Source organism: Pseudoclavibacter sp. 8L (assembly GCF_902506465.1).
In the GTDB taxonomy this organism is placed as follows: Bacteria; Actinomycetota; Actinomycetes; order Actinomycetales; family Microbacteriaceae; genus Pseudoclavibacter.
On sequence record NZ_LR733199.1, the window covers coordinates 27746 to 45822 of the forward strand.

Consider the following 18077-nt stretch of genomic DNA (forward strand, 5'->3'; position numbering starts at 1 on the left):
AACAGACACATGGCAACACACAATTCGCTCTTCGCCGAGAAGGACGTCACCCGGCGCGAGGACGGCATCAGCGTCTCCGTGCAGATCCCCTGGTACCGCAGCCTCTGGCTGTCGGCCGTCGACAACGTCGAAGTCAACGTCAACGGGGTGTCCGTCCCGAAGGACAAGCTGCGCTTCGACCTCGCCGGGCGCTCCTACACGATCGACGAGCTGCCCGAGCAGTCGGAGACCCTCTGGTTCCTCTCCGACCGGCCCGACATCGTCATCCAGCTGGATGAGGTGCCCGCCGCCGGCGACAAGCTCACGGTCGAGGTCGTGCTCACGATGCGACTCCTCTACATGCAGATCGCGCCGGGCCGCTATGTCACCAACCGCGTCCCCGTCGAGCGCGAAGTGGTCCTCGCATGACCCGGCCGTTGCGCGTGGCCATGATCGGCTACGGCTTCATGGGAGCCGCTCACTCGGTCGGCTGGCGGCAGGCGCCTCGCGTCTTCGGCCTGCCAGCCGAGGTCGAGATGGCGGTTGTGGTCGGGCGCAACGGCAACGCGGTCGCGGAGGCCGCGAAGCAGTGGGGCTGGCAGGAGTCGGCCACCGACTGGCGTGAGGTCATCGCGCGAGACGACATCGACATCGTCGACATCGTCACGCCCGGTGACTCGCACGCCGAGATCGCCATCGCGGCGCTCGAGGCGGGCAAGCACGTCATCGTCGAGAAGCCGCTCTCCAACACGGTCGCCGAGGGCGAGGCGATGGCGGATGCTGCTGCGCGTGCAGCAGAGCGTGGCGTGAAGTCGATGGTCGGCTTCACCTACCGCCGCGTGCCGGCCGTCACCCTGCTCCGCGACCTCATCGCCGAGGGCAAGATCGGGCGCATCCACCGGGTGCGTGCGTCCTACCAGCAGGACTGGCTGGTCGACCCGGACGCACCGCTCTCGTGGCGCCTGCAGAAGGAGCTCGCGGGTTCGGGCGCGCTCGGCGACATCGGGGCGCACGCCATCGACCTCACGCAGTTCGTCACGGGCCAGAGCGTCGACCGGGTCTCCGGCACGATCGACACGATCATCGCCGAGCGTCCGCTCGCCGACGGCTCGGGCACTGGGGCGGTGACTGTCGACGACATCGCGATCTTCACCGGACGGCTCTCAGGCGGGGCGCTCGCCTCGTTCGACGCGAGCCGCTTCGCAACGGGCCGCAAGAACGCGCTCTCCATCGAGGTCTCCGGCGAGTTCGGCGCCCTCGCCTGGAACTTCGAGGACCTCAACTCGCTGCAGTACTACGACCGCACGGCGGATAGCCGGGCGCAGGGATTCGCGCAGGTCCTCGTGACCGAGCCCGAGCATCCGTACGTCGCAGCCTGGTGGCCGGCCGGTCACATGCTCGGCTACGAGCACGGCTTCACCCACCAGGTCGTCGACCTCGTCACCTCCATCGCAGACGGCACCCCGCTGCACTCGAGCTTCGAAGAGGGGCTCAGCGTGCAGCGTGTGCTCGACGCCGTCGAGCGCAGCTCGGCCGTGGAGAGCGCGTGGGTCGAGACCCGGTCCGCTGTCGCTGTCTGAGCAGCGCGGCCCAAGCATTCTGGAACGTTAGTTAAGAGGAGAAGCATGTCTCGTCCTGTCACGTTGTTCACCGGTCAGTGGGCCGATCTACCGTTCGATGAGGTCGCGCGCCTCGCGGGGGAGTGGGGCTACGACGGCTTGGAGATCGCCTGCTGGGGTGATCATCTGGATCCGTGGCGGTGGGACGACGCCGAGTACGTCCAGGGCAAGCTCGACGTGCTCGAGCGCAACGGTCTCAAAGTGTGGACGATCTCGAACCACCTGAAGGGTCAGGTCGTGTGTGATGACCCGATCGATCAGCGCCACCGGGACATCGTCTCCGACCGCGTGTGGGGTGACGGCGAGCCGGAGGGGGTGCGGCAGCGTGCGGCGGAGGAGCTGAAGAACACCGCCCGCCTCGCGGCGGCGCTGGGTGTGAAGACGGTCACCGGCTTCACGGGCTCGAGCATTTGGAAGTACGTGGCGATGTTCCCTCCCGCGACGGAGGCGATGGTGGACGCGGGGTATCAGGACTTCGCGGATCGGTGGAACCCGATCCTGGATGTGTTCGAGGAGGTCGGGGTGCGGTTCGCGCACGAGGTGCATCCGTCGGAGATCGCGTATGACTACTGGACCACGAAGCGTGCGTTGGAGGCGATCGGGCATCGGGAGTCGTTCGGGTTGAACTGGGATCCGTCGCACATGGTGTGGCAGGACATCGACCCGGTGGGGTTCTTGTGGGACTTCCAGGACCGCATTTATCACGTGCACTGCAAGGACACGAAGAAGCGCCTCAGCAATGGTCGGAATGGGCGGTTGTCGTCGCATCTGCCGTGGGCGGATCCGCGGCGTGGTTGGGACTTCATCTCGACCGGGCACGGGGACGTGCCGTGGGAGGACTGCTTCCGCATGTTGAACGCGATCGGCTACGAGGGTCCGCTGTCGGTGGAGTGGGAGGACGCGGGTATGGACCGTCTCATGGGTGCTCCGGAGGCGTTGGGGTTCGTGCGCAAGCTGTCGACGTATCGTCCGTCGGAGGCGGCGTTCGACTCGGCCTTCTCCAGCAAGCAGGACTAGCCACTGGCGGGTTCGCGTGGCTCGAAGAGTGCGGCAGATGCAGGCTCCCGAGAATGGGAGCCTGCATCTGCCGCACTTCTCTGCGTGGGCGGGGCAGTTCAGGCAGGCGCCGACGTGGAGGCGCCTTCCGAGATCGCCTCGCGGGCGAGGGCCAGGTGGGAGCGGGTTGCCTGCTCCGGCGTGAGCGAGTCGATCCACTCGTGGCCGCCCCACTCGCTGCAGAGCGTGCCCGTGAAGCCGACGGCGGCAAGCTCGGCGGAGATCTCGCGGATGGGGTTCGAGATGCGGCCACCGGTGTCGTCGAGGTCCCAGAACTTCAGGTGCACGCCGCGGACGAGGGGCAGGATCTCGCGCAGCTCGCGCGCGTCCGACCGCCCAAATCGGATGACGAGGTTCATGAACAGGGTGTGCACCTGCGGCGGCACGGTCCCGCCGCGGAGCGAGGCCTGGACGGCGTCGAGCGTCGCCGGGCTCCGCCAGTCGTGCTCGAGCGCGTCCACGAGTGACGCATCCACCCCGCCCGCGCGCAGCCTCGCGAGGTAGCTGGGCGGCAGCGACGGCATGAGCATGCTGATGTCGAGGAGCAGGCGGATGCTCGTGTCGTCCATCGCCGCGAGGGCCTCGACGGCCGCCGCGTTCTGCGGCTTGTCGAGCGACTGCTGGCCCTGCAGCTCCTCGTAGAGCGTGAGGCCGTGCTCGTGCAGGCGGGGGAGGAGGCGCTCGAGGAGGGCGGGGCCAGCCTGTCCCAGCGGAAGCCGGATGCCCTCCGCGCCGAGCCGCTCCGCTGCCCGAAGCTGGGGGAGCAGGAACTCGTAGCGCTCATCCTCGGAGCGGCGTGTGGTGGCCGTGAGCCAGTCGTCGAGGCTCGCGCCGACGATGCTCACCGAGGTGTCCGTGGCGTCGAGGGCGGAGCGGATGCTGGAGGTCTCCGCATCCGTCGGATCAGGGAACGTGCGCCACGTCTGGGCGGCCTCGAGCTCGATGACGTTCGCGACGCCGGATGCCCCGATGGAGGCCGCGATCTCGGGGGAGGTGCGGTCGGCGACCATGAGCTCGGGCGACCAGTTGAACGCCGAGGCGGCGAGCGTCCATCCCTCGGGCAGCTGCGTGCTCACGCGGGGCTCCCGACGGCTTCGAGCGGCAGGTCGCGGGATGCGCGCGGCGCGGCCAGCGGCGCGTCCAGCTCCAGGCGACGGGCGGCGGCGAAGGGCAGGATGAGCGGCTGGTTCGGGCCTGCGCCCATATTGGGGATGAGGAGCTTGAAGCCCACGAGCACCTCGTGCTGGCCGGGCTCGAGCCGCACGTTCGAGTGCACGACGATGCGGTCCTGCACGAACCACCACGTGGGGCTCGGCGCCAGCTCGGGGAGCGGGGCGCTCTGTCCGTCGATCGTGACGCGCAGCTCGTGGAGGCTGGCGAGGGGGAGGGATCGGATCCAGGGCAGGGAGACGCGCAGGGAGAAGCCGTCGCCATCGCTGCGGAGGGCGTCGTCGAGCAGGATCGCGAGGCTCACGGGCGTGCTCCCCGGTGGTCGGGGCAGCACGGGTCGATTCTGGGCATGACACTCCTTTGTGACGGCCGATACCGGCTTTAGGAGTGAACCTACAGGCTTATGTCGAAAATCGGAAGAAGTTCCAGGTGTGCCCGGGGTAGTGCGCTGGTGTCAGCGGCCGAGGGCGAGCCCCGCGATCGTGGGGCGCCCATCAGCGAACCAGCGCGTGAACGTCTCCTCGAAGAGCTGTTCGCGCACCATCGCGGCGCCCCCGCGCAGTGGTTCGCGGACATCGTTCGCGGAGACCACGATGTTGAGGTCGCGGGTCGCCAGCGGGAGTGAGTGCTCGTAGACCCGCTGCCGGACCTCGGCGAGGAAGATCTCGCCGGCCGAGGCGAGGGCGCCGCCGACGACGATGACCTTCGGGTTGAACATGTTGACCAGCGCGGAGATCGACTCGCCGATGATCTTCGCCGAGCGCTGCGCGAGCTGGATGGCCAGCGCGTCGCCGTCTTCGGCGCACAGTGCGATGAGCTCCGGGTTGAGTTCCTCCCCCTCCTTCGAGCGCCGCGCGAGGAGTCCGTCGTCGCCCGCTTCGATCGCGAGCTGGGCATCCCGAACGAGGGCCCATCCGCCGGCCTCCGCCTCGAGGCAGCCGATCTTCCCGCAACGGCACTGCGAGGTCGACCCGAACACCTTCACGTGCCCGATGTCTCCCGCCGCGCCGTTCGCGCCACGGTGGATGCGCCCCCGCGAGACGAGGCCAGCGCCGATTCCCGAGCCGACCTTGACGTAGATGAGATCGACCGACGGGACCTGGCGGTTGGTGCGCTCGTTGAGCGCAAGCAGGTTGGCGTCGTTGTCCACCCAGACGGGTGCGTCGAAGCGCTGCTCGAAGCGGCGGCGGATGTCGAAGCCGTTCCACCCGGGCATGATGGGCGGTGCAACGGGCCTGCCGGACTCGAAGTCGACAGGGCCGGGGACGCCGACCGCGATGCCCCAGACGGGGAGCTCGCTGCCTCGGCTCTTCGTGTCTGCGGCGAGGAGTTCTTCGACGAGCCCGAGAGCTGCGTCGAGGGTCGCGGCTGGTCCGCGCGAGATCTCCCAGTCGAGGTGCGCCTGTGCGATGACATCGCCTTCGAGCTGTGCGAGGCCGACGTGGATGTGCAGCGCGCCGAGGGCGCAGACGACGATGAGTCCGTTCTCTCCGCGGAAGCGCAGCGTGCGTGGCGCTCGCCCTCCCGAGGAGGGGCCGACGTCGCCCTCTTCGAGGTAGCCCATGCTGATGGCCTGCTCGACGCGCTGGGTGACGACGCCGCGGCCGAGGCCGGTGACGGTGCCGATCTGCGGGCGGGTCAGTGCCTCGCCCATGCGCACGAGGTTGACGACTCGGAGAAGGCTCGTGACCTCATCGGTCTGGGCACCGAAGCGCAACGTTGACTCTCTCATGGCCGAACTGTACCCAATATGTCGACCTTGCGCCGCAGAGAACGCCCAGATACGTTCGTGCACAGCAAACTTTCGTATCAAACACACAAAAGCGCACAAGGAAGTGGTCGCATGTGGTCAGTCGGCGTCATCGGGGCCGGGCCGGGCGTCTCCGCGCTCCACCTCCCCACGCTCGCGCGTCTCCCCGAGCTGTTCCGGGTCGTGCACATCGCGGACTCCGGGAGCGGCCGTGCGGAGGAGCTCGCTCGGCGCATCGGCGCGCGCAGCAGCTCCGGCATCGGCGAGGTGTTCCAGGACGAGCGGGTGCAGCTCGCCTTGATCTGCTCCCCACCCGCCGACCACGCGAGCCACGTGCGGGCCGCGCTCGATGCGGGGGTCGCGGGCATTCTGTGCGAGAAGCCGCTCGCGACGTCCGTTGCCGAGGCGGAATCGCTTGTCGTCGCCTGCCGGGAGCGGGGGGTGGCGCTGCTGATCGGCACCAACCACCTCTATGACCCCGGCTGGGTGCAGGCGCGACGACTCATCGGCGAGCTGCGGGCTCCCGTCGACAGCGTGCGGGTCACGCTGTCGCTCCCGCCGAACGGGCGGTACCACCGGCTCGTCACCGAGTTCGCCGAGGGTGTCGAGTCTCCCGTGCGTCATCCCCCATCTGGACTGCCCGCACACGTGCAGGCCGGCATCGTGCGGCAGCTCGTCTCCGGCCTCGCGGTGCATGACCTGCCCGCCATCCGCGACCTCGTGCCGGGATTCGATGGCGTCGACTTCGCTCGCTTCGTCGCACCGCTCGGCTACGCCGTCGGGTACCGGGCTGGTCGCGCCCGGGTGCAGCTCGGTGCCGTCATGCGCGCAGAGGGGGCGGATGCTCGCTGGCGCCTCACGGTCTCGGCGGGGGAGTCGCGCGTCGACGTCGACTTCCCGCCGGCGTTTGTGCACGACGGCGCGGCGAGTGTCGCCGTTCGCGGGTCGGAGGGTGGCGTCATGGTGCCCCCGAGGTCGCAGCTCGACGGCTACGAGGCGGAATGGCTGGCGCTTGCCGAGCTGCTCTCGGGTGAGGCGCCGCTCGAGTACGAGGAGCAGCTCGAGGACACGCGCTACGCCATCGTGCTCGCCGAGGCAGTCGCCGCCCACATCGAGGGACCTTCGTCGTGAGTCTTCGCATTCCGGTTCTGGTGTCGAGTGCGCCGGGCGCACGAGGGGCGGACGGTGACCGGCTCGCGCCCTATCGCGTCGCGGTTGCCGAGCTGCCGCTGAGTGCGAAGCTCGCCTCGAGTGCGACCGGCGCGGTCGTCGTGATCGACGCTCGCGGTTCCGGGGGCTGGCTGTGCGCGGTCGAGGCGGCGCTGGCCGACGGCGCCCGGGGCGTGGTCGTCGACGAGGCCGTCGTGCCCGACGCAGGTTGCCGCGATCGGCTGCCAGCAGGTGGCGCGCACGTTCTGGCCGCGCGGCGCTTCCTCCCGAGAGATCTGGTGGAAGTGGCTCGGGCGATCGTGGCCCCGACCGGAGCGGAGGCTGTCCTCGTCACGGTCGAGGTCAGCGGTCCGTCCTCGAGCGGGGTGCTGCGGGACGCGCTCGGCTGGGCGCGTGTGCTGACCGGTGGGGGCGAGCTCGGGCTGGGATCCGTGTTTCCGGAGAACGAGAGTGGCCCGACCGTGTCCCTTCTGCTCGAATCGCACGATGGCATCCCCGTCCTCTTCTCCTGGGCCCCGGACGCGGGGGCACCGTGGCTGCGAGTCTCGGCGCTCGGCGCGGTCGAGGTCGAGGTCGCCATCGATGCCGGGGCTGGCGTCGCACGCCTCACGAGTCGCTCCGCGGAGGGGGAGCGGGGCGTGCGGAAGGCGTTCGAGGGCGGTGCCCGTCGGGAGCTGCGGTGTGCCATCGAGGCGCCGTGTGCATCGGACTCGCCCGATGAGCTGTCCTGCTTGCTCGAAGATCTCGAACTGAGTCGGCGGATTGAACACGGGTGCGCGTGGGCGTGACTCCCCGTAATTGCCGTTCGCGGACACTCTTTAGTTGATTTTAGACATAAGCCTCGGTAGGCTGACCTCGACGCAGGGGTTCCACGAACCCGTCACCGGCCGCGACGCAGCGACCGGAGGCACACCATGTCGCGTAGATCGTCCGATCGTTCGGGCCCTTTTATGCCACTCTCACCGGCGAGACTCCGCCTCCTTGTTGCTTCCCTCCTCACCGTCTCCTTCCTGGGCGCGCTCGACCACACGGTCGTATCGACGTCGCTCGCGACCATCGCCGGTGACCTCGGCGCGCTCGAGCAGATGGGCTGGGTCGTCGTCAGCTACACGCTCGCGAGCACCGTCCTCCTGCCCGTGCTCGGCAAGCTCGGCGACATCGTCGGCCCCCGAGCGGTCTTCCTGACCTCCCTCGTGCTCTTCCTGCTCGCCTCGCTCGCCTGCGGCTTCGCGCCGAACATGGGCTTGCTCATCGTCGCCCGTGTCTTCCAGGGGATGAGCTCGGCGGGCCTGCAGCTGATGTCGCAGACGATCATCGCCCAGGTCACGAGCCCGAGGGCCCGGCCCAAGTACATGGCCATCATCGGAGCGGCGTTCCCCGTCGCCATCCTCATCGGCCCGTTGCTCGGCGGTCTCATCGCCGACAACTGGGGCTGGCAGTGGGTGTTCTGGGTGAACCTCCCCGTCGGCGTCGCCGCGCTGATCTTCGCGCTCGTCGCGATCCCGAGCATCCCCCGCACGTCTGCCCCGCGCTTCGACGTGCTCGGCTCGCTCGCATTCACGATCGCGCTCGTCGCGCTCGTGCTCGGCGTGAGCTGGGTCTCCGACGCCGAGCTCCTCACTTCGGCGCTCTCGGCGTTCGGTGTCGCCCTGGCATCGTTCGCGCTCTTCTTCTGGGCTGAGGTGCGCGCCGAGAACCCGGTCGTGCCCCTGCACATCTTCAAGAACCGCACCGTCGCGGCCGGTACGGCACTCTCCGCCATCATCGGCGTCGGCCTCTTCTCCATCACCGCCTACCTGCCCACCTACGTGCAGATGGCGTACAGCACCACGGCGACCGTCTCCGGGCTCGTGCCCATCGCGACCGTCATGGGGATGCTCGTGAGCAACCTCCTCACGGGCTTCCTCGCCAGCCGATCGGGTCGCTACCGCGTCTACCCGATCGTCGGCACCGCCCTCGGCGCCGTGGGCCTGCTCATCATGGCCACGCTCCCCGTCGGGCTCCCGCTCTGGGCGCCCATGCTCGTCATGTTCGGCGTCGGCCTCGGCACGGGCTCCTTCATGAGCCTCATTGTCGCCGTCGTGCAGAGCGCCGCCCCCAAGAATGCGACGGGCGCCGTCACCGCGAGCGTCAACATCGTTCGCCAGGTCGGCTCCACCGTGACGACCGCCATCATCGGCGGCGTCATCGGTGCCGGTGTCGCGGCGCTGCTCCCCATCGGCTTCGACGCCGCCAGCCTCACCCCGCAGCTCGTGCACGCGAGCGACCCCGCCTTCCAGTCGACCGTCGCAGAGATCTACCGCGACGTGTTCGCGCCCATCTTCATCGGCCTCTCGATCGCCTACGCCATCGGCTTCGTCGCGGCGCTGCTGCTGCCGCCCGGTCGCCTGTCCAACGAGACGGGGAGCATCCCCGTCGTCGAAGCGCAGAACATCCCGGCGTCGCGCGCCTGACCGCGTCCGCCGCATCCACTCACCAGCCGCCCTTCCAAGGAGGAAGCACATGACCACCAAACCAGTCGTCGCGATCGTCGGCAGCGGACCCATCGGGGCCGCCTACGCGCGGACCCTCCTCGAGCAGAACCCGGACGTGCGCGTCACCATGTTCGAGGCGGGCCCCCAGCTCACCGACATCCCGGGCGAGAGCGTGCGCAACATCGCCGACCCCGACGAGAAGGAGCGCGCCCGCGAGCGGTCGCAGGGGCCGCAGGCCGGCGACTTCCGTGACTCGCTGGGCATCCCGAAATCGGCCGTCGTCGAGGGCATGTTCACGGCCCGCCAGGGCACGCACCTCCTCGACTTCGGCGGCGAGGGGTCGGCCCACACGGACACGTTCCCTGCGGCGGCCGCGTCGACCAACGTCGGCGGCATGGGCGCGCACTGGACCTGCGCGACGCCGGCCCCCGAGTTCAGCGAACGCGTCGACTTCATCGAGAGCGGCGAGTGGGATGATCTGCTCGCGAACGCAGAGCGGCTGCTGCACGTGCAGTCCGCCGCGTTCGCCGACTCCGGCGTCGGCGGTGCCATCCGCTCGATCCTCTCCGAGGAGTTCGCCGCCGAGCTGCCGGATGGCTTCGGCCCGGGCACGCTCCCCGTCGCGGGAGACGCGCAGCCCGACGGCACCGTTCGCTGGGCCGGCGCCGACGTCGTCTTCGGGCCGCTCGTCGAAGCGGGCAACCCCCTCGCCTTGCGCTTCGAGCTGCGCGACCTCCACCTCGTGCGCCGCGTCGAGCGTGACGGCGACGGGGCAGACGCCCGCGTCACGGGCGTCACCGTCGAAGACCTCCGCACCGGAGAGACGAGCTTCTTCCCCGCAGATGCCGTCGTCGTCGCGGCCGACGCGTTCCGCTCCCCGCAGCTCCTCTGGGCCTCCGGCATCCGCCCCGCCGCCCTCGGCCGCTACCTCACCGAGCACCCCGTCGTCATCTCGACCGTCGCCCTCGACCCCGCCGGCATGAGCCGCTTCGCCACCGACGCCGACCTCGAGGAGGAGCTCGCCCGCCGAGCCCTCAACCCGGCCGACCCCGTGGGCGCCGTCAACCGCATCCCCTTCTCCGAGCCAGACCACCCCTTCTCCCTGCAGGTCATGTACGCCGAGAACCCGCCATTCCCGCTCGACCCCGCGCATCCGCACGCCGGCAACCGCTGGGGCTACGTCAACATGGGGTACGGCATGCGCAAGCATCCGCGCGTCGAAGACGGCATCACGTTCCACGACGACGAGCTCGACTACCGCGGCTTCCCCAACATGACCGTCGAGTACGCGCTCACCGACGTCGAGAAGGCGGAGATCGCCGACGGCGAGGCGCACCTGCGCCGTGCCGGTGAAGCGCTCGGCACGTTCATCGCAGAGCCGCGCCTCCTCCCCAACGGCTCGAGCCTCCACTACCAGGGCACGATGCGCGCCGGAGCGAACGACGACGGCACCACCGTCGCCGACCCGTACTCGCGCATCTGGGGCATCGACAACCTCTACGTCGGCGGCAACGCCCTCATCCCCACCGCGACGACCATGAACCCCACCCTCATGAGCGTCGCCATCGCGGTCCGCGGAGCCAGGAAACTCGCGGAAGAACTGGCGTAGACGGTCGGGCGCGGAGCTCCTCGCGAGCCCCGCGCCCGACCGCCGCAGCGGCCCGTCTACGCGATCGGCGCCCGCGTCGTCATCTTGCGCTCCGCATCCAGCGCCGCGTTCTCGGCCTCGAAATCGATCTCCGGCGGCTGGCGACGGAACCCACGCGTCAGGAACGCGAGGTAGACGAGCCCGATCGCGAACCAGCCGAGGCCAACGACGAGGGCGAGGCCCGAGAGGCTCGTCCAGAGCCAGACCGTCATCGCGAAGCCCAGGATGGGCAGCACCCCGTAGGCGAGCACCGCCTTGCCGCCGCGCTCCTTGCGGTCGAAGAGGAAGAACTTCACGACAGACAGGTTGACGAGGGAGAACGCGGCCAGCGCGCCGAAGCTGATGAGCGACGCGATGGTCGCAAGGTCGACGACGAGCGCCAGCAGCGAGACGACGGCGACGAAGAGCGTCGAGCCGATGGGCGTGCGGAAGCGCTCGCTGAACGCTCCGAACAGCCTCTTCGGCAGCACCCCGTCGCGGCCCATGGCGTACAGGATGCGGGAGACGCTCACCTGCGACGCCATGGCCGCGGCCACACAGCCTGCGATGTAGGCGACGAGGAAGAAGATCTCTAGCCACTGGCCCGCCGCGATGCGCATGATCTCGACGGCTGCGGCATCCGGATCGACCATGTCCTGCCAGGCCGGCTGGATGATGTGGCCCGCGTAGGCGACGGCCGTGAAGATGAGCCCGCCGAGCACCGTCGTGATGAGGATCGCGCGCGGCACCGTGCGCCGCGCATCCTTCGCCTCCTCCGACAGCGTCGAGATGGCATCGAAGCCCAGGAACGACAGGGCGATGACCGCGGCACCGCTCGCGAGGGCAGGGATGCTCATCCCCGTGTCGTAGAGCGGCTGCAGCAGAGAAGCGCCAGGGTTGTTCGCCGCGTAGGCGACCGCGACGACCAGGAACACGGCGACGAACACGAGCTGCACCCCGACGAGGAACAGGTTCGCGTTCTTCACGATCGAGATGCCCACGATGTTGAGCGCCGTCACGATGAGGATCGACGCGAGCGTGAACACCCAGATCGGGACCGCCGTGAACTGCGCGTTCAGGTAGATGCCGATGAGGAGGTAGTTGATGAGGGGGAGGAAGAGGTAGTCGAGCATGAGCGTCCACCCCGTCAGGAACCCGACGTGCCCGCCGAACGCCTTCCGGGCATACGTGTACGCGCTGCCCGCGCGGGGGATCTCCCGCACGAGCACGGCGTAGCTGCACGCCGTGAGCAGCATCGCGACGAGGGTGATGAGGTACGCCGCGGGCAGGTGCCCCTCGGTGATGCTCGTGACCTGCCCGTACGTCGTGAAGACCGTGAGCGGGACCATGTAGGCGAGGCCGAAGATGATGAGCGCCGGGATGCCGAGGGTGCGTTTCAGGGTGACGCCCTGGGAGTGCGGGGCTGGGTGTGCGGTCATGGGGTTCCTTGGGGTGAGGGGTCGATCGGGGAGGTCAGAAGGTGCGCTGCCCGTTGCGCCAGGTGCCGAGCACCGTGATGTCGCCGAGCTGCTCAGGGGGGACGGCACGCGGGTCCGCGGAGAGCCAGACGAGGTCGGCGCGAGAGCCAGGCGTGAGGGTGCCCCGCGTGGCTTCGGCTCTCGCCTGGTAGGCGACGGCCGACGTCGCGGCTTCGAGAGCGGCATCGACGGAGATCCGCTCGGCGGGATGCCACCCGCCGAGCGGTGTGCCGTCCGGGTTCTGCCGTGTCACGGCGGTTCGGATGCCCGCGAGCACGTCCGGGCTTGTGACGGGCCAGTCGCTGCCGAAGCTCAGGCGGGCACCGCTCTCGAGCAGCGACCGCATCCGGTAGTGCAGCTCCCGCCCCGGGCCGAGCAGCGGCAGGGTGAGCTGCACCATGACCTCGTCGGCGGTGGCCCACAGCGGCTGGAAGCAGGCGGTCACGTCGAGCTGGGTGAAACGGTCGAGGTCGCTGTCGTCGAGCAGCTGGACGTGGGCGATCGTGATGCGCCTGTCGGCCCCGTCCGGGCGCTCGCGAATGCGCCGCGCCGCGTCGAGGGCCGAACGCACGCCGGCGTCGCCGATCGCGTGCAGGTGCAGGTCGAAGCCGAGCTCGTGTGCGTCGAGCGCCGCCTGCTGCAGCTCGCCGTCGTGCCACACGGGGAGTCCGCGCGTGCATGCATCGGCGTAGTCCTCGAGCAGGTGCGCGGTGTGGTTCTCGATGATGCCGTCGAGGAAGAACTTGACGGTCTGCGCCGTGAGCCCGGGCGCCGCTTCGATGCGGGTGCGGCGCTCGCGGAGAAGCGTCCGCTGCTGCGGCCACGCCTTCGGGTCGGCGCGCTGCGCGAGGTCCGCGTCGACGGAGAGGGCTCCCGCCTCGGCGGCGGTGACCCACACCTCGATGTCCGCTGGCTCGACCCACGCCTCCTGCACCCAGGTGATGCCGAGGGAGGCGAGGACCGCGGTGGATGCGCGCAGTGCCTCGACTCCGTCGGTTACGGGGCGCCGCGGGGCGCGGCCGAGGACACGCTCGACAGCCCCGGACTCGAGGAGCGTGCCAAGCGGGGTGCCGTCCTCCCGGCGCACGAAGACCCCGTCTTCGGGGTCGACCGTGTCTGCCGTGATGCCTGCCGCCTCGAGGGCCGCCGTGTTGCACCACGCGGAGTGGTAGTCCCAGGAGCGCAGCACGACGGGGCGGTCGGGCACCGCGGCATCCAGCCAGGCCGCATCGAAGCTGCCGAGCGGGGCAAGCGTCGAGTCGTAGCTGCCACCGACGATCCAGGTGGCCTCGGGGTGCGCATCCGCCCAGAGCCGCACGCTGTCGACGATGTCGGCGACGCTTCCGGCTCCTCGGATCTGCGGCCCCTGGAGCTCGAGTCCCGCGAAGAGCGGATGCGCGTGGCCGTCTCCGAACGCGGGGCCGAGATACCCGCCGCCGAGGTCGATCTGTTCGGTGCGCCCGGCAGCTGGTGCGCCGTTCGCTGTGACGATCATGCCGTCGTGCACGACGAGGGTCGTCACGTCGGGCGTCCCGTGGGGGACCCCGATCGTGCCGCCAGCGAATTCGATGTGAGGCATCGGTCTCCTTCTCCGTTGAACGAGTGACGTAAACGTACACCGTTCGTTTTCATGACGCTAGAGTGAGAATGCGCAGGATCCGGGCCTCGAAACGAAGCTGTAACACGCTCTTCACGCGAGTGGCAGATACGGGCCCCGGAACCGGCCGCTGAGCCTCGACGCAGCGAAAGGCGGAGACATGGGGCGACCCACAACGAGCATCCTGACGAGAGACGGCATCGTCGACGCTGCCGTGCGCCTCATCGACAGGGAAGGCTCCGAGGCAGTGAGCATGCGCCGCATCGCGTCGCACTTCGGCGTCGCCCCCTCGTCGCTCTACAACCACATCGGCTCGCGCCTCGAGCTCATCGAGGAGGTGCGCACGCGCATCTGCGGCCGCATCGACGGCGAGGCGTTCGACCGGCTGCCGTGGGAGGACGCCGTCCTCGTCTGGGCGCACTCCTACCGCGACGCGTTCGCCGCGCATCCGCGCAGCATTCCCCTTCTCATGTCGTCGCAGGTGCGCTCTCCCGCGATCCTCCGTGTGCACGAGAGCTTCACGAAGGGCGCGCTCGCCGCGGGCTGGCCCGAGGAGGAGATCGTGCGGATGCTCACGGCCTACGAGTCGTTCATCCTCGGCTCGGTGCTCGACATGTCTGGCCCGAGCGTGCTCTTCGACCCTAGCGGTCAGGAGACCGAGGTGCCCGCCTTCGCCTCCGCCGTCGCGCGCGTAACCAAGGAGGGGCTCGACGACCCCGTCGCCGGCCCGGCCTTCGAACTCGGGCTCGCCGCACTCGTGCGCGGCCTGGCGCGGTGAAGACCTCCATCACGCGCGGCGCCGCCCGCATCCATCCACTCGCACTGCACTGATCTGACCGCTCGCCGGTCGCCGACTCGAAGAGGAGTAGCCATGCCCGAATCCAACGCAGGTCTTCCATCGTTCTCTGAGGGCCTGCCGCGCCCGAACATCACCATCGACGAGGTTCGTCGCCTGGCCGGTGAGCTCTACGGGGTCTCCGGCGAGGTGCGCGAGCTCGGCAGTCAGCAGGACCGCAACTTCCTCTTCACCGAGCCCGCCTCGCCCGCGCGGCCTGCCGGCCGTCGGGTGCTCTTCAAGGTCAGCAACAGGGCGGTGCGCCGCGACGAGATCGAGGCGCAGAACGAGGCCATGCGGCGCATGCACGCCGCGGGCCACCCGTCGCCAGCCCCCGTCGCCAGCCTCGCCGGCCTCGACATCGAGACGGCTGACGTCGACGGTGCTCCCCACAGCATCCGCCTCCTGACCTTCGTCGACGGCACGCCGCTCATCGACTTCGAGCACTTCTCGGCGTCGACCATCGCAGCCATGGGCACACTCGTCGGCCAGGTCGTCCAGACGCTCGACGGCTTCGAGCATCCCGGCCTCGACCGCGAGCTCCAGTGGGACCTTCGCGTCGGCGAGCGGCTCGTCGACGAACTCATCGGCCACGTGACCGACCCCGAGCGGCAGGCGCTTGTCCTCGCCGCGCTCGAGGCGACCGCCGCGGCGCTGGCGCCGCTGAAGGACGAGCTGCCTCTGCAGGCCATCCACGGCGATCTCACCGACGACAACCTCGTCGCGACCTCCGGCGTGCTCGGCCGCCCCGAGCTCTCCGGCATCATCGACTTCGGCGATGTGGGCACCGGATGGCGCGTCGCCGAGCTGGCCGTGGCCTGCACGGCCGTGTTCCATCACGACCCCGCGCGACCACTCGCGGTGCTGCCGCTCATCCGCGCCTTCGACGCGGTCGTGCCCCTCACCGACGCCGAGATCGACGCGCTCTGGCCGCTCATCGTGCTCCGCGGCGCGGCGCTTGTCGTCAGCGGGCTGCAGCAGGTCGCCATCGACGATGGCAACGACTACGCCGAGGCAGCCCTCGAACGGGAATGGACGATCTTCGCTGTCCCTGCGGGGTTGGATGCGCGGGCCGCGACGGCCGCCATCCGCCGCGCCCTCGGCCGCGAGGCCGCAGCCGGCCCCAGCTCCTCGTCTGACGGCGGCGCCACGCTCCTCGACGCGGACCTCGCCCGCCGCGCCCGCGTCATCACCCTCGACTACACGAGCACGGCGCTGCGCGATGGCTCCTGGCTCGGCGAAGAAGGGGCCGAGGCGGAAGCGCAGCTGCTCCTGCTCGGCGCCCGCAGCGGCGGAGTCGCAGCGACCCGCTTTGGTGAGGCCCGCCTCACGCGCTCGCTCGGGGTCTCCCACGATGCGCCCGTCAACGTCGCGACCGGGGTGGAGCTGTACAGCGCGAGCGACCTCGCGCTCACGGCGCCCTTCGGCGGGCTCGTCTCCGCGGCCGAAGGCCACGTCACCATCTCCGACGGCGCGCGCACCATCGTCATCGCGGGAGCCCGCGGGCTCACGGAAGCGCGAACGCTGGACGGCGAGAGCGCCGCCGCGCCGGCTCGAGTCGAGTCCGGCGAGTCGTTCGCCGAGATCGCGGGCTGGGCGCAGGTCACGCTCCAGGCGGGCGAGGTCTCCGCTCTGGATGCCGCCGCCGCGCCCCTGCCACGCTTCGTGACGGCCGAGGAGTTCCCGGCCTGGTGCGCCGTATTCGGCGACCCGAGCGAGCTCATCGGGCTCGCTCCGAGCAGCATTGGCGGGGCCGGGGCCGACGAGACGCTCCGCGCGCGCCTCGACGCCTACGCGCCGCTGCAGGGCCACTACTACGCGCATCCGCCGCAGATCGAACGCGGCTGGCGCGAGATGCTCATCGACACCGACGGCCGCCACTACCTCGACATGGTCAACAACGTGACGGCGCTCGGTCACGGGCACCCCGTGCTCGCCGACACGGTGGCCCAGCAGTGGCGCATGCTCAACACCAACTCGCGGTTCAACTACGCGTCGGTCGCCGAGTTCAGCGAGCGCCTCCTCGAGACGCTCCCGGACAGCTTCGACACCGTGCTGCTCGTCAACAGCGGCACCGAGGCCGTCGACCTCGCGCTGCGCCTGACGAAGGCCTACACGGGCCGCGACGACGTGGCCTGCGTCGAGGAGTCGTACCACGGCTGGTCCTACGCCTCGGATGCGGTCTCGACCTCCACCTCCGACAACCCCCTCGCCGCTGAGCTCCGCGCCCCCTGGGTGCACGCCTTCGACGCCCCGAACGCGTACCGCGGCACCCACCGCGGAGCGGACGCCGGCGAGCGCTACGCGGCCGACGCGATCGCCGAGATCGAGCGCCTCGCCGAGGCCGGCACCCCTATCGGAACGTTCATCGCCGAGCCCCGCAACGGCAACGCTGGCGCCATCGAGGTGCCCGCCGGCTACCTCGCCGCGGTCTACGACGCCGTGCGCGCCGGCGGGGGCGCCGTCATCGCCGACGAGGTCCAGGTCGGCTACGGACGCCAGGGCGACGTGTTCTGGGGCTTCGAGCAGCACGCGGGGCCGGGCGGCGATCCGATCGTTCCCGACGTCGTGACCGTCGCGAAGGCCATGGGCAACGGGCATCCGCTCGGTGCCGTCATCACGCGCTCCGAGATCGCGCAGGCCCTCGCCGACCAGGGCACCTTCTTCTCGTCGGCAGGCGGTTCGACGCTCAGCGCGAAGCTCGGCGTCACCGTGCTCGACATCATGCGCGACGACCGCCTGCAGGAGAACGCGCACGAGGTCGGCGGCTACCTCCGGGAGCAGCTGGTGGCGCTCGCCGAACGACAGCCCCTCATCGGCGCGCTGCACGGGCGAGGGCTCTACCAGGGCATCGAGCTCGTGCGCGACCGCGAGACCCTCGAGCCCGCCACGTCCGAGACGCAGGCGCTCTGCGACCGGATGCTCGCCCTCGGCGTCATCGTGCAGCCCACGGGCGACCGCGGGAACGTGCTCAAGGTGAAGCCCCCGCTCTGCTTCACGAAGGAGAGCGCGGACAGGTTCGTGGCGACCCTCGACGAGGTCCTCACGCGCGGCCTCTAGTCGCGGCGCCTCCCGACGCTGGCCTCGTGGCGCTCTTCGGAGCGCTCACTTCCCGCCAGGCGATCACTGCCAGTCGAAGTGCCCCTCCACGCCGCCTCGGAGCGGCACTTCGGCTGGCAGCGATTGCGGCGCGGCGTTTCGACGCGGCGTTCCAGAGCGGCACTCCGGCAGGCGGTGCTTGGCGGTAGGATCTACTCTCGGTGTGCCGGGAAGTCTGGTCGGCGGCCGAGTCGGGATTCGCCGGCCGGTCTCAGACGTCAGG

14 protein-coding genes are annotated in these 18077 nt (G+C 70.0%); 9 read left to right on the forward strand and 5 right to left on the reverse strand.

Annotated features, from left to right (window positions below; translation table 11 throughout):
* The first annotated feature begins 9 nt into the window (after positions 1 to 9).
* From GV007_RS17420 to GV007_RS17430, 3 genes are read left to right on the forward strand one after another with little or no spacing between them, the layout of a single operon-like run.
* Positions 10 to 408: a C-glycoside deglycosidase beta subunit domain-containing protein gene (locus GV007_RS17420; RefSeq protein WP_160074874.1), complete on the forward strand. Its 399-nt coding sequence runs from the start codon at positions 10 to 12 to the stop codon at positions 406 to 408.
* The gene (locus GV007_RS17425) at positions 405 to 1559 is read left to right on the forward strand and encodes a Gfo/Idh/MocA family protein (protein WP_160074876.1); all 1155 of its coding nucleotides are present in this window, start codon (positions 405 to 407) and stop codon (positions 1557 to 1559) included. The genes GV007_RS17420 and GV007_RS17425 overlap by 4 nt, the downstream gene beginning before the upstream one ends.
* A gap of 45 nt (positions 1560 to 1604) precedes the next feature.
* Complete coding sequence (locus tag GV007_RS17430; protein WP_160074878.1) at positions 1605 to 2615, forward strand: sugar phosphate isomerase/epimerase family protein; 1011 nt, start codon at positions 1605 to 1607, stop codon at positions 2613 to 2615.
* Positions 2616 to 2713: 98 nt separating this feature from the next.
* On the opposite strand, the gene GV007_RS17435 is transcribed toward GV007_RS17430, so the two are convergent.
* The 3 genes from GV007_RS17435 to GV007_RS17445 all read right to left on the reverse strand — a co-directional run bounded on the left by GV007_RS17435 (position 2714) and on the right by GV007_RS17445 (position 5556).
* The gene (locus GV007_RS17435) at positions 2714 to 3730 is read right to left on the reverse strand and encodes a restriction endonuclease subunit R (protein WP_160074880.1); all 1017 of its coding nucleotides are present in this window, start codon (positions 3728 to 3730) and stop codon (positions 2714 to 2716) included.
* Positions 3727 to 4128 (reverse strand): hypothetical protein, encoded by a 402-nt coding sequence (locus GV007_RS17440; RefSeq protein ID WP_160074915.1) that lies wholly within the window; start codon positions 4126 to 4128, stop codon positions 3727 to 3729. The genes GV007_RS17435 and GV007_RS17440 overlap by 4 nt, the downstream gene beginning before the upstream one ends.
* A gap of 150 nt (positions 4129 to 4278) precedes the next feature.
* Complete coding sequence (locus GV007_RS17445) at positions 4279 to 5556, reverse strand: ROK family protein (protein WP_104239779.1); 1278 nt, start codon at positions 5554 to 5556, stop codon at positions 4279 to 4281.
* A gap of 111 nt (positions 5557 to 5667) precedes the next feature.
* Here GV007_RS17445 and GV007_RS17450 point away from each other — a divergent pair, with 111 nt between their 5' ends.
* From GV007_RS17450 to GV007_RS17465, 4 genes are all read left to right on the forward strand, one after another.
* Complete coding sequence (locus GV007_RS17450; RefSeq protein ID WP_160074882.1) at positions 5668 to 6705, forward strand: Gfo/Idh/MocA family protein; 1038 nt, start codon at positions 5668 to 5670, stop codon at positions 6703 to 6705.
* Complete coding sequence (locus tag GV007_RS17455; RefSeq protein WP_160074884.1) at positions 6702 to 7532, forward strand: hypothetical protein; 831 nt, start codon at positions 6702 to 6704, stop codon at positions 7530 to 7532. The genes GV007_RS17450 and GV007_RS17455 overlap by 4 nt, the downstream gene beginning before the upstream one ends.
* Before the next feature lie 162 nt (positions 7533 to 7694).
* On the forward strand, positions 7695 to 9197 hold the full coding sequence (locus GV007_RS17460) for an MFS transporter (protein WP_160074886.1): 1503 nt from the start codon (positions 7695 to 7697) through the stop codon (positions 9195 to 9197).
* Between the two features lie 49 nt (positions 9198 to 9246).
* Complete coding sequence (locus tag GV007_RS17465; RefSeq protein WP_160074888.1) at positions 9247 to 10827, forward strand: GMC oxidoreductase; 1581 nt, start codon at positions 9247 to 9249, stop codon at positions 10825 to 10827.
* 56 nt (positions 10828 to 10883) lie between these two features.
* On the opposite strand, the gene GV007_RS17470 is transcribed toward GV007_RS17465, so the two are convergent.
* Both GV007_RS17470 and GV007_RS17475 read right to left on the reverse strand, forming a co-directional pair.
* Positions 10884 to 12284, reverse strand: coding sequence for an APC family permease (locus GV007_RS17470; protein WP_160074890.1), 1401 nt, complete (start codon positions 12282 to 12284; stop codon positions 10884 to 10886).
* Between the two features lie 34 nt (positions 12285 to 12318).
* A complete protein-coding gene (locus tag GV007_RS17475) occupies positions 12319 to 13902 on the reverse strand; it encodes an amidohydrolase (protein ID WP_160074892.1) in 1584 nt (527 codons plus the stop codon).
* A 178-nt stretch (positions 13903 to 14080) separates the two neighbouring features.
* Between GV007_RS17475 and GV007_RS17480 the strand changes: the two genes are divergently transcribed.
* Positions 14081 to 14698: a TetR/AcrR family transcriptional regulator gene (locus GV007_RS17480; RefSeq protein ID WP_104299900.1), complete on the forward strand. Its 618-nt coding sequence runs from the start codon at positions 14081 to 14083 to the stop codon at positions 14696 to 14698.
* 93 nt (positions 14699 to 14791) lie between these two features.
* The gene (locus GV007_RS17485) at positions 14792 to 17815 is read left to right on the forward strand and encodes an aminotransferase (RefSeq protein ID WP_160074894.1); all 3024 of its coding nucleotides are present in this window, start codon (positions 14792 to 14794) and stop codon (positions 17813 to 17815) included.
* Positions 17816 to 18077: the final 262 nt, after the last annotated feature.

What these genes read in the sequence shown, in the direction of transcription:
- GV007_RS17460 (WP_160074886.1), top strand. Translation starts at nt 7,695, where the DNA reads ATGCCACTCTCACCGGCGAGACTCCGCCTCCTTGTTGCTTCCCTCCTC.
- GV007_RS17425 (WP_160074876.1), top strand. Translation starts at nt 405, where the DNA reads ATGACCCGGCCGTTGCGCGTGGCCATGATCGGCTACGGCTTCATGGGA.
- GV007_RS17470 (WP_160074890.1), bottom strand. Translation starts at nt 12,284, where the DNA reads ATGACCGCACACCCAGCCCCGCACTCCCAGGGCGTCACCCTGAAACGC.
- GV007_RS17450 (WP_160074882.1), top strand. Translation starts at nt 5,668, where the DNA reads ATGTGGTCAGTCGGCGTCATCGGGGCCGGGCCGGGCGTCTCCGCGCTC.
- GV007_RS17485 (WP_160074894.1), top strand. Translation starts at nt 14,792, where the DNA reads ATGCCCGAATCCAACGCAGGTCTTCCATCGTTCTCTGAGGGCCTGCCG.
- GV007_RS17430 (WP_160074878.1), top strand. Translation starts at nt 1,605, where the DNA reads ATGTCTCGTCCTGTCACGTTGTTCACCGGTCAGTGGGCCGATCTACCG.
- GV007_RS17465 (WP_160074888.1), top strand. Translation starts at nt 9,247, where the DNA reads ATGACCACCAAACCAGTCGTCGCGATCGTCGGCAGCGGACCCATCGGG.
- GV007_RS17445 (WP_104239779.1), bottom strand. Translation starts at nt 5,556, where the DNA reads ATGAGAGAGTCAACGTTGCGCTTCGGTGCCCAGACCGATGAGGTCACG.
- GV007_RS17420 (WP_160074874.1), top strand. Translation starts at nt 10, where the DNA reads ATGGCAACACACAATTCGCTCTTCGCCGAGAAGGACGTCACCCGGCGC.
- GV007_RS17475 (WP_160074892.1), bottom strand. Translation starts at nt 13,902, where the DNA reads ATGCCTCACATCGAATTCGCTGGCGGCACGATCGGGGTCCCCCACGGG.
- GV007_RS17480 (WP_104299900.1), top strand. Translation starts at nt 14,081, where the DNA reads ATGGGGCGACCCACAACGAGCATCCTGACGAGAGACGGCATCGTCGAC.